16 protein-coding genes and 1 riboswitch are annotated in these 12,717 nt (G+C 41.5%); of the genes, 1 reads left to right on the forward strand and 15 read right to left on the reverse strand.

All coding sequences use genetic code 11. From position 1 onward, the window contains the following. Positions 1-2 precede the first annotated feature (2 nt). From AC438_RS10650 to AC438_RS10660, 3 genes are all read right to left on the reverse strand, one after another. The gene (locus AC438_RS10650) at positions 3-773 is read right to left on the reverse strand and encodes a CbtA family protein (protein ID WP_053981240.1); all 771 of its coding nucleotides are present in this window, start codon (positions 771-773) and stop codon (positions 3-5) included. A 96-nt stretch (positions 774-869) separates the two neighbouring features. Beyond that, on the reverse strand, positions 870-1,055 hold the full coding sequence (locus AC438_RS10655; protein ID WP_053981241.1) for a CbtB domain-containing protein: 186 nt from the start codon (positions 1,053-1,055) through the stop codon (positions 870-872). Between the two features lie 34 nt (positions 1,056-1,089). After that, positions 1,090-1,290: riboswitch (cobalamin riboswitch) on the reverse strand. A 36-nt stretch (positions 1,291-1,326) separates the two neighbouring features. Then, positions 1,327-1,638: a hypothetical protein gene (locus AC438_RS10660; RefSeq protein WP_053981242.1), complete on the reverse strand. Its 312-nt coding sequence runs from the start codon at positions 1,636-1,638 to the stop codon at positions 1,327-1,329. A gap of 240 nt (positions 1,639-1,878) precedes the next feature. Here AC438_RS10660 and ppnP point away from each other — a divergent pair, with 240 nt between their 5' ends. Next, complete coding sequence (gene ppnP / locus AC438_RS10665) at positions 1,879-2,163, forward strand: pyrimidine/purine nucleoside phosphorylase (RefSeq protein WP_053981243.1); 285 nt, start codon at positions 1,879-1,881, stop codon at positions 2,161-2,163. Positions 2,164-2,340: 177 nt separating this feature from the next. On the opposite strand, the gene flhB is transcribed toward ppnP, so the two are convergent. From flhB to AC438_RS10725, 12 genes are all read right to left on the reverse strand, one after another. Next, positions 2,341-3,474 (reverse strand): flagellar biosynthesis protein FlhB, encoded by a 1,134-nt coding sequence (gene flhB, locus AC438_RS10670; protein ID WP_053981244.1) that lies wholly within the window; start codon positions 3,472-3,474, stop codon positions 2,341-2,343. A gap of 16 nt (positions 3,475-3,490) precedes the next feature. Next, positions 3,491-4,255, reverse strand: a complete 765-nt coding sequence (gene fliR / locus AC438_RS10675) for a flagellar biosynthetic protein FliR (protein ID WP_053981245.1) — start codon at positions 4,253-4,255, stop codon at positions 3,491-3,493. A gap of 2 nt (positions 4,256-4,257) precedes the next feature. After that, entirely contained in the window at positions 4,258-4,527 is a 270-nt protein-coding gene (gene fliQ / locus AC438_RS10680) for a flagellar biosynthesis protein FliQ (protein WP_053981246.1), read from the reverse strand. 31 nt (positions 4,528-4,558) lie between these two features. Then, positions 4,559-5,449, reverse strand: coding sequence for a flagellar type III secretion system pore protein FliP (gene fliP / locus AC438_RS10685; protein WP_394202224.1), 891 nt, complete (start codon positions 5,447-5,449; stop codon positions 4,559-4,561). Positions 5,450-5,454: 5 nt separating this feature from the next. Next, a complete protein-coding gene (locus tag AC438_RS10690) occupies positions 5,455-6,177 on the reverse strand; it encodes a FliO/MopB family protein (RefSeq protein ID WP_082354106.1) in 723 nt (240 codons plus the stop codon). 4 nt (positions 6,178-6,181) lie between these two features. After that, positions 6,182-6,616: a flagellar motor switch protein FliN gene (fliN, locus tag AC438_RS10695; RefSeq protein WP_053981248.1), complete on the reverse strand. Its 435-nt coding sequence runs from the start codon at positions 6,614-6,616 to the stop codon at positions 6,182-6,184. Beyond that, positions 6,609-7,610 (reverse strand): flagellar motor switch protein FliM, encoded by a 1,002-nt coding sequence (gene fliM / locus AC438_RS10700; RefSeq protein ID WP_172676681.1) that lies wholly within the window; start codon positions 7,608-7,610, stop codon positions 6,609-6,611. The genes fliN and fliM overlap by 8 nt, the downstream gene beginning before the upstream one ends. A gap of 14 nt (positions 7,611-7,624) precedes the next feature. Then, positions 7,625-8,137 (reverse strand): flagellar basal body-associated FliL family protein, encoded by a 513-nt coding sequence (locus AC438_RS10705; RefSeq protein ID WP_053981250.1) that lies wholly within the window; start codon positions 8,135-8,137, stop codon positions 7,625-7,627. Between the two features lie 128 nt (positions 8,138-8,265). Continuing rightward, complete coding sequence (locus tag AC438_RS10710; protein WP_053981251.1) at positions 8,266-9,726, reverse strand: flagellar hook-length control protein FliK; 1,461 nt, start codon at positions 9,724-9,726, stop codon at positions 8,266-8,268. Between the two features lie 276 nt (positions 9,727-10,002). Then, positions 10,003-10,335, reverse strand: a complete 333-nt coding sequence (locus tag AC438_RS10715) for an Hpt domain-containing protein (RefSeq protein ID WP_053981252.1) — start codon at positions 10,333-10,335, stop codon at positions 10,003-10,005. 115 nt (positions 10,336-10,450) lie between these two features. After that, positions 10,451-12,199, reverse strand: coding sequence for an ATP-binding SpoIIE family protein phosphatase (locus AC438_RS10720; RefSeq protein ID WP_053981253.1), 1,749 nt, complete (start codon positions 12,197-12,199; stop codon positions 10,451-10,453). 149 nt (positions 12,200-12,348) lie between these two features. Continuing rightward, complete coding sequence (locus AC438_RS10725) at positions 12,349-12,654, reverse strand: STAS domain-containing protein (protein WP_053981254.1); 306 nt, start codon at positions 12,652-12,654, stop codon at positions 12,349-12,351. Between the last annotated feature and the right edge of the window lie 63 nt (positions 12,655-12,717).

Genomic DNA, 12,717 nt, shown 5'->3' on the forward strand with positions numbered 1-12,717 from the left:
GCTTAATCATGCTTTACAGGCTTTAATGCGGCGTTCAACACGGCAGCTTTTAATACCCAGCCATTCAAAGCCCAAGCCGAGCACACGCCAAGCGCCAGCCAAAAAGCTAGGTTGCTCAAGCCACTTGCCATAATAAACTGTTGGTGTAATTGGGTAAGCGCAATAACAGACTCAGGGTCAGGATGGGTAAACATGGGGCCATCATGATGAGTGATAGTCACAGTATAAGGCAGTACAGTCAGTGCAATGCCGGCCAACTTATATTTAAGCCGTGCAAAACTCAATACCATTAACCCTAGCCCCACACAAACAACTGCGAGTATCCACCAAGCTTGCCTATTATTGATAGGCGCCGCTTCAACACCGGGGATTTCTGGTGGTAAACCAATGGCTGGCGCCACAAAAAATGCGATAAAACCCGCAGCGCCCCACATAACACCTGTTAAAGCGTTAATACGGGCGGCGCCTTGCTGTTGCAACTGCGACATGACCGACAGCAACATAGCGGCGAAACCAATACCCACCAGTACATTAGCCGCTATGGTATAACCTGTACGCTCGGAGCCATCTTGCGGTGCCCACGGCTCACCATACTCATTATCGAATAACCCACTCTCGTGTTGATGAGTGGCATGATCATGAGGGGCGTCAACTTCAAAGGCTTCTGCAGCAAAAATAATAGGATTAACCGATAAAACTTGCGCCAAACTCAAGACAAGCCCAGCAGCCAGCCCTACTAATAAGGCGGCAATAATCGTGCGTCTAAATAGCATAATAATTAATTTCTTAATGTGCAGGCAACACAGTACAGGGACAGCCAAAAAAGGCGGTACCCTATATTTTTATATTATAAAATGGGACGCGAAAGCTTAGTGGCAAGGAAATGCCAATGCGTGCCGAGTATCGTGCGCAGCATTGTGTGCAGCACTCATTGGCATAAAGCCAACCGCCAGCACCATGATGGCGCCAAATGTAAAAACGGCGGCATTTTGTATTAGTACTGCAGTAATGGGCTTACTGTAAACTTGTGAATCAACTATTGTATGCATTGTCATAAATATTCCTAAATATGCACCCACCGTGCATAATATATGAAAGAATTGACAGGCCGGTATTCGGGCTCCGAGAGGGCAAAGGGTATTTGCCATCGTTTACACCTTCCCAGCAATAAGCTATCGCCAGTGGTCGTAAACTACTCTTTTTACCGATGCGGGGGCAGCGATGGGGTCGACCATACTTCCCGATTATCTCTACGGATTTACACCGCAAAGCACCTGATTCGAACCGCGATACTATCAGTATCTTGCCCAAAAAGAAACGCATAAACTACATAGATAACAAGCGAATAAGCTGATAGGTATTGGTATCTATATGCCCCTTGGATTGCCGTACTTCTATTTTATAACCTAAAATTGCTAGCTTTTGATTTAGTGTGCTTTTGTAAACTGCACAGCGAAATTCGGGGTAATCCATCGCAACCTCGGCTTTAACCCATTCAAATAATTGCTCAAGTGTAAACACACAATAGCCCTCAGCAATAGTAAGACACCCGTAAATGCTGCATTGTAAAGTGCCTTGCAAGTGAGGATCTTGGCGAATAAGTTGATTAAACTTGCTTAGTAAAACAGCTTCTATCATTAGTTCTTTTATTATGTGAATAAATCAGTATCGCCTCATAGAGCGGTGGCGGATGATTGACCGAGCATATGAGCACCTAATCGTAAAAAATTGCAAAATTTGGCTGCCCAGGGCAAATTGTTAAATATTTTTATAACAGCACATGGCATATGCAAACTGCAGTATTACAGCCTATTTGTGGGTCATTATTGGACTCGCAATGCAATTATTCTACAATAGATTATTTACTAGGAAAAACTTATGATTACAATCAATGAATATTTCGATGGTCAAGTAAAATCTATGGCCATTAACTCAGGTGTACTGCCCGCTACTATAGGCGTAATGCTCGCTGGTGATTATACCTTTGGTACCGATAAACGAGAGGTCATGACCGTTGTACAGGGTGAGCTTATAGTTAAGCTACCCGGCGAAAATATCAAACAAACCTTTAAAAATGGACAAGTTTTTGAGGTGCCCGCAAACTCAAAATTTGATGTCACAGTGGTTATTGATACTGCCTACTTATGCCAATACTGTGAATAAAGCACATAACGATTGTCACAACTAGAATATCGCAGGGTCAGGATACCTCAAAAACAAGCGCTAAATCCGCAGTCTCTTCACTCATAGACGACTGGTTTAGCCTGTTAAAACTGCACGTTATGGTGATCGACGATATTCTTTTTTGAGTTAGCCGTTATTAAAATGGTCACTACGTACTTAGTCATATCGCATATCGCGAGGTACGTTAATATTATTAGGCCGCGATGGTCGCTCACCTCGACCACTGCGGTATTCTCGCAACTGAAAAATATAAGCCAATATTTGTGCAACAGCAACATACAAACCCGAAGGAATTTCTTCACTTAAGCCGGTCGTATGATAAATAGCCCGCGTTAATGCCGGCGCCTGGACAAGCTCAACATGATGTGCGCGAGCAATTTCGCGAATTTTCATCGCAGAAAAATCAACCCCTTTCGCCACACAAATCGGTGTTGCCATATTGGTAGGGTCATACTTTAATGCCACCGAATAATGTGTAGGGTTAGTAATCACAACATCCGCATTAGGGACTTCTGCCATCATTCTTTTTTGTGACATTTCTCTTTGTAACTGCCTTATGCGCCCTTTTACCTCGGGCTTACCTTCACTATCTTTCATCTCATCTTTGATGTCTTGCATTGACATTTTTAGCTTTTTAACATGCGCATAAATTTGATAGGGAATATCAATAGCAGCAACAATTAAGGTAGAGGCGCAAATAATTAATGTTGCAATAGCGCTTAAATACGCGGCATTATAAATTGCCTCATCTATCGGCTGATTAACCAATGCTAACACATCATTACGCATATAACTCAATGTGAAATACGCCGAAAAAACGACGACCAGCACCTTGGCGATCGATTTGAATAACTCGACCAAAGCATTCATCGAAAACATGCGCTTTAGCCCTGCTAATGGATCCATGCGATTAAGCTTGGGTGCCAAAGCTTTAGTACTCCACAAAAATCCACCTAAAGCTGTTGGGCCAGCAATGCAAGCAAAGAGCACTGTTGCAAAAAAAGGAATTAAAGCATAAAAAGACTCATAAATTGCAGAAGTAAATAAACCTAGTAACTTTTGAGCATCAAAAACTACCTCCCTAGAAGCACCAAAACAAGCCACCATTACCCTCATTATGGTCGCAGAAATATGACCGCCAGTAACCATCAATGCAATAGTGCCTAAAATCAATAGCGCACTGGTTGTTAATTCTTTTGAGCGCGGAACAGTACCATCTTCACGTGCTTTTTCTAGACGCTTAGATGTGGGTTCCTCCGTTTTTTCTTGTGCGCTATCATTAGCTGACATAGGAAAATACTCTTTATCACCCTATTAAATTTCTTACAAACATAAAACCATCACTTGCAATACGCTCGAAGTAAGCCAGCATACTATCTAAGCCTATAAAAATTAAAATCATGCCTAGCGTCAAAGTAAAAGGAAAACCCACAGCAAATATATTTAGTTGTGGTGCAGCACGGCTCATCACACCAAAAGCTAAATTAACTAACAGCAAGGCGGTCAATAGCGATACACACATCAGTAATGCAGTTGTAAAAAGCCATGAACCTAACCCTACTACTGCATTAAATTCAATTGCTGAATAATCACCAAATGGAATACGCCAAAAACTTTCTACAACTAACTCTATCAATACTAAATGGCCATCATAGACAATAAATAGCAAGGTCGCAGCTACCAAATAAAATTGCGATATAATGGTTGTTTGCACACCATTCACTGGATCATTCATTGAGGCAAAACCCAAACCAATTTTTACTGCAATGATTTGCCCCGCCAAAACAAAGCACTGGAAAACAATTTGAAAAACAAAACCGACCGTACCGCCGATTAACAGTTCAGCGCCAATAGTGCCTAGCATGGGTAAAGAAAGTAAATCAGGCGCAGACTGTATAGGCACAACAGAGGCAATAACACAAGTCACTAAAAAGGCTGCAATAATTCGAACTCGCGCAGGCACTACGCGAGTTCCAATAACGGGCATAGTTAAAAAAAAAGCCCCTATTCTAAAAAACGGCATCAATAACGATTGAAAATATTCGCTAATTTCAAAAAAAGAGAACTCCATAATTATCCGATTATATGAGGAATATCATAAATCAAACGATTAAAGAGATCCGTTAGCTGGCTTAACAACCAAGGTCCTGTCAACATAATTGTCGTCAACGTCATCACCAAGCGAGGTAAAAAACTTAATGTTTGCTCGTTAATTTGTGTCGCCGCCTGAAAAACACTCACAATTAACCCAACCGCCAAGCTAGGACCAACAATAACTAAAACAATGGTGATAGTAAGAAAAAAGGCATTACCCAAAATATCTAAAACGACTTGCGGCGTCATAATATACCTCAATGGTACGTAAATAAAAAATTTAAACCCCAAAACTAGCAGCTAAAGTACCAATAATTAATGCCCAGCCATCGACTAAAACAAACAACATTATTTTAAAAGGCAATGAAATAATTAAAGGCGACAACATCATCATTCCCATTGCCATTAAAATACTCGCCACTACAATATCAATTACGAGGAAAGGAATGAATATAACAAAGCCTATCTGGAATGCTGTTTTAAGTTCTGAAGTAATGAATGCAGGCATTAGTATAGATAAAGGTATCTCATCAGCACTTGCTACACTATCGCGCTTAGATATTCGGAAAAACAAAGCTAGATCCGACTCTCTGGTTTGCCCAATCATAAAATCCCGAATGGGGGCTTGGGCTATAGTTAAGGCTTCAGGCGCGGTGATTTGCTCATGAGCATAAGGTAAATAAGCTTCTTTATAAATTTTTTCTAAAATAGGACTCATAATAAAAAAAGTTAGAAATAATGCTAAACCTATTAAAATTTGATTTGAAGGTGATTGCTGCAGCCCTAAGGCTTGCCTAAGTATTGAAAATACAATAATAATACGTGTGAAGGATGTCATGGTCATAAGCATGGCCGGCAAAAAGGATAATGCCGTCATCAACATCAACACCTGCAAGGTCACGCTATAGTCTTGCGTACCATTTTGCATTTCAGTAACGGTCAATATTGGCATTGCTGGTAGTGGTGCAAAACCTTGCGGGGCCGTGGGGCGTGTTAACTCATCCATGCGCTGTACTGTATCCGATGACGAAGCTAGGTCACTATTTTTTGTCGTAATATTTTCTTCTAATACTTGAGCTTCAGCCTGATAAGCACCCCAAAATAATATTGCAATTAATAAAAACCCAAAAATCGTAACGCCTTGCTGTCTAATAAAATGCCAACAGCGCAAAGGCATTATGACTGTCCTCCTTTGAGTAAAAACGAATTTAATTTATGCTGAAAATCCAATGCATTATTCGCTCCTAGTGAGGTTTTTACGGATTCTGCTTTTGCTGTAGGTAGTTCAGGTATACTTTTTATTAGTGTAATACGCCCCCCACCTACACCCAACAATAAACTTTCACCAGCAAAATCAACCAATATTAATTTTTCTTTATTCGATAAATTAACACTTTCACGCAAGCAAATTTTTTTATGATTAGCTAAGCGATAAATACCAGTTTTTTTAGACAGCCAAGCAAGTAATCCAATAACCCCCAACACAAACACTAAACCTAAAACGACCTTCATTAAAAGCTCTGCTTTTGATATCGATGCATAAGATTCCCTGCGAGAATAGCCAACATGACCACCCGAATGACTGCCCGAAAGAGAAGAGTCACTCGCGCTTGTACTGTCAATACTCGCATTAGAAGATGTGGGAGCAACAGAAGATATTGGTGTAGGCGCTACAGTTTGAAGATTGGCTATTGGCTGGCTAATGTACTTCGATTGGAGCATCGGAACAAGCTGAGTCGATTTTATCGTCTGATTAAATACTGTATCTGGAGTCGTTATTGCAGCATCATCCAGCGATGTCGAATGATCTTGCGCCAACATTAATGGACTGACTACCAGGCAATAAAAATTAAAAAAATAGCCCATGCTATATGTGAAAACTGATTTTTTGGAACTCATCGCTTTATCTCAATTTTTTAATTCTTTCAGAAGGGCTAATCACATCTGTCATTCGAATACCAAATTTTTCATTGACAACCACAACCTCGCCATGAGCAATAAGCGTCCCATTGACTAAAACATCTAACGGTTCACCAGCAAGTCTATCCAACTCAATCACTGAACCTTGATTAAGCTGTAATAAATTGCGAATAGTAATGGCTGTAGAGCCTACCTCCATAGAGATACTCACAGGAATATCTAAAATAACATCCAAATCAGGACGACCTTCAACCCCCGTGGGGATAGCCTCTCCAGTTTCACCAAAATCTTCTAAATCAATAGGTGCTGCCTCCCCTCCTGCTTCTGAAGATTCCTCGGTGACTTGCTCTTCCATGGCTGCCGCCCACTCGTCAGCCATATTGCCTTGGTCAACATTATCATTATCATCATCACTCATTTTTTTCTCCTGCTGTCGCGGAGGTATTAGTCATCGGTCGTGCTATTTTCTCACAGACTTTTAACGCCAAGTGCTCTTCGCGCTGCCCGAGTATTGTCTTAAACATAGGGACGCCATTGGCCGTTAATATTTGATACTCTGATAAGTTAATTGGAATAATATCACCAGGGCGTAACTCGACGATATCCCTCAAACTCACTTCACGTCGTGCAACATCGCACTCCAATTCAACCTCTGCATCCATAACATCTTCACGCAAAGCATTAATCCAGCGGTCATCTCTTTCATCGGTGTCTGATTGCAAACCAGCATCTAAAATTTCACGAATCGGCTCAACCATCGAATATGGCATTGTGATATGTAACTCGCCACCACCACCATCAAGCTCGACATGAAAAGTGCTCACTACCACTACCTCACTAGGGCTTACAATATTAGCCATTGAGGGGTTGACCTCGGAATTAACAAACTCAAATTCAATGGGCTTTATTGCACGCCAAGCTTCGCGTAAATCGATAAATGCCTGCTCTAAGACCATTTGCACAACACGCAATTCTGTTGGTGTAAATTCACGCCCTTCAATTTTTGCGTGTCTCCCATCGCCTCCAAAAAAATTATCTACCAGCTTAAAAACCAATTTAGCATCTAAAATAACCAGCCCTGTACCACGCAAGGGCCGAAATTTCACCATGTTCAAACTGGTTGGAACATACAGCGTGTGAACATACTCACCGAATTTTTGAATTTGTATTCCACCTACTGATACATCGGCAGTACGACGCAATAAGTTAAACATGCTAATCCGGGTATAGCGGGCAAAACGCTCATTAATCATTTCCAGCGTAGGCATTCGCCCGCGTACAATACGATCTTGACTAGTTAAATCATAATTACTAACCGCCAGCGGATCACTGTCATCTTCAGTATCAACATCACCATCATCAACGCCATGCAATAGCGCATCAATTTCGTCCTGCGAAAGTAAATCTTGCATGTTTATTCCTAATATTACTGCATGACAAAATTAGTAAAAAGAACTTGCTCTACACCGACACTACCGACTTCCTCTTCCAATATTTTTTGAATTTCCTGCAAGCACTCTTGGCGCAATAATTCTTTTCCTTCGGCGGTTTGCACCTCTTCATAGTTTTGCCCTCCAATCGTCAATACCAAAGCATTCGCAATGGTAGGGGCATGTAATTCGATAGCTGACACAATAGCTGGATCACGAATCAATAATGTGACATCAACTTGAGCATAACGCTGGCGACCTTTATGATCATAATTAACTACAACAGAGGGTTTTATAGGGTAGTAAATAGCGGGCGCCTTGACTTCTTCGACCGCTTCTTCAATAGCCTCACTATCGACAGCTTCAGGGGGAGGCGACAACACTTTAAGTGCCACAATCGTTCCACCAACCGATAAGCCAACTAAAACTACAGCTAAGATTATTAAAAAAATTAACTTTTTTTTACCTCCGCCAGAACCTTCTTCTACTGGCGCATCATCTTCTGCCATGTCAATATTCCGTCAATGTTAAGACTAAACAACCTTGAAGAAAAAAATTGCAAAATAAATGCCATAAGACCCTTAGATAAAATATAAGCACAAATAAAAATGTCATGACAAAGGCGTAATCATTCAGGCTAAGCAAATTGATCAATACCTGACGATGGTAGTGCTATCTCGATCGTTTGAGTATCTATATCATCAGATATCTCATCGGCCACTATTGGCGTGTGCTCATCATGATTTTGAGAGTCTTGATCAGGCGCTGCCTGTTGATCATCCACGTCCGCTTGAATCAACGCCATACCCTCGGATTCCAGTGTATCGCGCAAGCGCTGTACACCTTGATCTAAAGCCTCACGTACACCTGCATTTTGTGCCGAAAAGATCACAGCAACCTGATCTTGATTGACAGATATTTTGATATTGATCGGGCCCATTTCTTGTGGATTTAATTGAATTTCAGCCTGCTTAATATTTTGCGACACTAAGCTCGCCGTGCGCTCAGCAATTTGATCTGCCCAGCCAGGCATCCCCACACGCATCTGCGCCGTTAGCGTGACTTTCTCAGCACCGGAGGCCAATGTTTTTGGCTCCGTACGCTCGATCGCTAGCGTACTTACAGATTTTATATCAAGATGAGCATCCGCTTCTGTAAGTGTCTCTTGCGCTGACGTATCTATTATTGTGCTCTCGGATACACTGCGCCCGAGCATGTTATTGAGCTGAAAATTAATTTTTTGATGGGTCAATACCGCCTCACCTTGCCCGTGAGAGGCTGCGAGTTTTCCAGCCGAATTCATCGCCAGCTGGGCAATCGATTTATCGCTTGGCATGGCTGATCCGAGATCGACCTCAGGTCCTTTAACTGTAACGTTCGCACTCTCGCGACCCGTAGCGGTAATAGCCGCCATTGCTTGGCTAAGTTTTGCGCTGGCACCGCGGGCATCGAGCGTGTCATTGCTTTGCGCTAATACTGAAGTACTCGAATATTTCACCTCAACAACTGGCAGCCCTCCAGTCATCATCCCTGTCTTATTAATCTCGTCAGTACTCATTTGAAGCGTACTGGCTGTTAACGCTTTTTCATGCTTAGCGTTAAATTCGAATCGGCCCAACAACGCACCACCACCAAAGTTATCACTATTGGTATCTGATGGTAATAGTTTCAAAGCGTCATCACCAAAAGCGCTGCCTTCAAGCATTGCGCCACTCATGCCAACGTTTGGTGTTAGTGCGATTTCTTGACTGACCAATATTAAGCCCTGCTCATTAGCAGAGACATCGATTGCCTGATCAATATGACTCGCAACCACGCTTAATGCCGCTTCCGATAATAACGCACTCTCGTCATCAGCGATTAATATTTGCTTATGCTCTAGCTCATGACTCTGAGGACTTTTTTCGGCATCAGATACCTTATGGCTAATAGCCTGCCCTTTGGCTTTTACTGACGACTCGTCAAAAGATGCCTTAAAAGGTTTTTCTCTAGGGGCTTCTTGAGTTGAGCGGTCAACTATTTGGCGTGCTTTGTGAGCCTGCTTAATTGTAGATTTGCTAGAGGGGATATCGAGACTTGAAGGGGATTCTGACCGCATAATTCACCTGTAATTTAAATAACAACAGCCAAGCTGTCTAGATCAAGTGTTTTATGTAGCAGGTTTTAAGCCAACCAGGCAAAGGGGGATCACGTTAAATCACGGCGATAATTTCATCATGAATATCTATGCTCAATTACATCATCGATGAGTATCAGGCCAGCCTATATAGGCTTTAAGTTATCAAGTACAAGTCAATGAACTAATTAGTGTGGGATATTACTAATACCGAATCTCTGTGATTTTTTTATTTTTCAACGATGATTAAATCATTACTTAGTGATCAATAATGACTTGGCAAGCAGCGGAAAACTCTGTCTTTAAAGCGGCAACAATTGTCTCTGCAGCGGTTAAGTCATTCGCATGTCCCATTGCCTCTAACTGCCCACAAAGATCAGCTAAAGGGCCAGCCCCTATATTGCGACTACTGCCTTTTAAGCCATGCGCTTCGGTATACAGCAATTGTGGATTTTGTTCTTCAAGGGCTAATAATATTTTATCTACGCGCTCTTGGCCATCCGCCACAAATCGTTCAACCAACAATGGAAAACCATCGTCTAATAGCTCTTTAAGCTCATCTAAAACATCTAAATTTACTGCTTCGCTCATCAATTAACCCTCATCGCTATTAAATGTATAGGCTTTAATATGATCTCTTTCGGCGTATAAAATCAGACAAATTATTGCTGACGTTTTATCGATACTAGAGCGTATCGGTGTCACATTAATCATCGGTACTCCACCTAAAAATAGCTTCCACTTTGTTACCTGGCACATTGATGGTTAATTTTTCACAAATAGATTCTATGAGCTGTAATCCACGACCATAATAATTAGGGTGTAAATTACCATCGGCAGTACGCTCAATGTCATTTTCTTTAACAAAGCCACTACCACTATCGGTAAAGCGAATAGTTAACACGCCACCATCTGCACACGCCTCTAGCTGGTGCTCAAAGTCAATAGTCACCCAACCCTCAACTAGTTCAGCTAGCCCCTCTTTACGTAAGCGATAATATTCCACAAACCCCTCTGGCGATGATTTAAGCTGTGATGATAAATTCAATACGCCGTGTTCCACCGCATTATTAAATAGCTCAGACAATACCGTATATAACACAGAACTACTTTGACGCAGGTGTGGAACTTCAGAAATCACATTTAGCAATAAAGGTAAAGGGTCAAAGGTTTTTAATGACGAGGTATTTAGCCGCAATGTCATTGCCCAATCTGCCAAACTACCTCTTGACTTGGGAGCATTCAATAATATTTTTTGAGCAATACTGTCATCGGGCATCGCCAAAGACACCATAGAAACATCGTCATCACCATCACTATCGCCGATATGCTCTTGGACCTGCTTTAATATGTTACCAAACACATCGGCCACAGGGCTCTGAGCATTCAATAATGCATTCAGTCGCTCCTCACCAAACATTTCACCTTCGGGCTTTCGGGCTTCAATAATGCCATCTGACCACAAAAATAATTCATCACCCTCATGCATTTCGTACCGTGTAGGCGTATGGTTAAACTCCCGATTCGATAATACACCTAGCGGTAAATTACCTGATTTAAGCATATCAAAACGCTGGGACGCTGCCCGATAAATTCCACCTTCAGGTAATCCACCCGACCATATTAAGGCCCGCTTTTTATGGAAACTGAGATCGACGGCTGTAGCACAACAAAACAAACCAACAGGCAAGGTATGATAAAGCTTACCGTTGATCTCACGAATAATATCACCAATACTAAAGCCCTTTCTCGCCATTCCATGAAATATAGAAGCCAATGGCATAGAACCAATAGCCGCTGGCAGACCATGACCTGTAAAATCCCCCAAAAGCATTAATAAGCTACCTGTAGGACTAAGGTCAGCCAACAAAACATCCCCATTAAATACCGCCAGTGCCGACATGTAATATTTAATAATGGGCAAATCTAAGGTACCTGCATGAGTGATTTTATCAAATACCTGCTTAGCAACTTCTTGCTCTTGCATGAGATGCTTATTATTTAATTCAATTTGATCTCGCTGACGCACCATGGTTTGGTTCATCTCACGCATACGATAAAAAGCTTTTATTTTAGCTTCAATAATAATGGCGTTATAAGGCTTCGGTAAAAAATCATCGCCACCAGATTCAAGACAGGTTACTAACGATTCGGTATCGGCCAGCGAAGTCAAAAAGACAATTGGAGTAAATAAATCTCCCGATAACGCCCGTATTTTTTTAGCCGCTTCCATGCCATTGAGGTTCGGCATCAGTACATCCAAAAAAACAAGGTCAGGATTTTCTTGCTCAAATTTTTCGACTGCCTCAACGCCGTCTTCTGCTAATATTACGTTGTAACCATCTTTTTTTAGCATGCACTCTAAAATCATACGGTCAACAGCAGAGTCTTCTGCCACCAATATTTTTATTTTAGATTTACTAATAATAGCCTCTGTAGTTTTCACAGAATTCATGCATCAGCCCTTAGATATTTTTATTATAAGGCGGTGATGCATCAAGTGATTGATGCATCACCCTTAAGACATATTGAACATCTAGATAGTTAGCAAAGCTCAACTTTGAGCAGATGCTCAGTCATGACGCATCACTTAGAAGGCACTGCCTATTGAATACTGAATAATTTTTCAAAACTTGAAATGGCAAATATCTTTTTCACCTCTGGCGAACAATTTGAAATTGTGATTTCTGCTTTATCTCCGCCAGCATAATCACGTAAAACCAGTAACATGCCTAATGCTGAGCTATCTAAATATTCGGCTTTACGTAAATTCACCTCATAACCTGCCAGCGCACTTTGCCCGCTTTCGTAGCAACTGCGAAACTCATCTAAAGAACTTGCATCAAAGCGACCGTCAACTTCAATCATTAATGTTTTACCGTCACCAGAAACAGAAGAATTTATTGCCATGAGTTATATCCACCTTTAAAGACTCAATCAAAAAATGTAATGACTTGATTCAACAATACATGG

Source organism: Marinagarivorans algicola (assembly GCF_001292705.1).
GTDB lineage: Bacteria > Pseudomonadota > Gammaproteobacteria > Pseudomonadales > Cellvibrionaceae > Marinagarivorans > Marinagarivorans algicola.

Bases quoted from the DNA above. Each gene is read 5' to 3' on its own strand.
- AC438_RS10650 (WP_053981240.1), bottom strand. From the start codon at position 773: ATGCTATTTAGACGCACGATTATTGCCGCCTTATTAGTAGGGCTGGCT.
- AC438_RS10655 (WP_053981241.1), bottom strand. From the start codon at position 1,055: ATGACAATGCATACAATAGTTGATTCACAAGTTTACAGTAAGCCCATT.
- AC438_RS10660 (WP_053981242.1), bottom strand. From the start codon at position 1,638: ATGATAGAAGCTGTTTTACTAAGCAAGTTTAATCAACTTATTCGCCAA.
- ppnP (WP_053981243.1), top strand. From the start codon at position 1,879: ATGATTACAATCAATGAATATTTCGATGGTCAAGTAAAATCTATGGCC.
- flhB (WP_053981244.1), bottom strand. From the start codon at position 3,474: ATGTCAGCTAATGATAGCGCACAAGAAAAAACGGAGGAACCCACATCT.
- fliR (WP_053981245.1), bottom strand. From the start codon at position 4,255: ATGGAGTTCTCTTTTTTTGAAATTAGCGAATATTTTCAATCGTTATTG.
- fliQ (WP_053981246.1), bottom strand. From the start codon at position 4,527: ATGACGCCGCAAGTCGTTTTAGATATTTTGGGTAATGCCTTTTTTCTT.
- AC438_RS10690 (WP_082354106.1), bottom strand. From the start codon at position 6,177: ATGAGTTCCAAAAAATCAGTTTTCACATATAGCATGGGCTATTTTTTT.
- fliN (WP_053981248.1), bottom strand. From the start codon at position 6,616: ATGAGTGATGATGATAATGATAATGTTGACCAAGGCAATATGGCTGAC.
- fliM (WP_172676681.1), bottom strand. From the start codon at position 7,610: ATGCAAGATTTACTTTCGCAGGACGAAATTGATGCGCTATTGCATGGC.
- AC438_RS10705 (WP_053981250.1), bottom strand. From the start codon at position 8,137: ATGGCAGAAGATGATGCGCCAGTAGAAGAAGGTTCTGGCGGAGGTAAA.
- AC438_RS10710 (WP_053981251.1), bottom strand. From the start codon at position 9,726: ATGCGGTCAGAATCCCCTTCAAGTCTCGATATCCCCTCTAGCAAATCT.
- AC438_RS10715 (WP_053981252.1), bottom strand. From the start codon at position 10,335: ATGAGCGAAGCAGTAAATTTAGATGTTTTAGATGAGCTTAAAGAGCTA.
- AC438_RS10720 (WP_053981253.1), bottom strand. From the start codon at position 12,199: ATGAATTCTGTGAAAACTACAGAGGCTATTATTAGTAAATCTAAAATA.
- AC438_RS10725 (WP_053981254.1), bottom strand. From the start codon at position 12,654: ATGGCAATAAATTCTTCTGTTTCTGGTGACGGTAAAACATTAATGATT.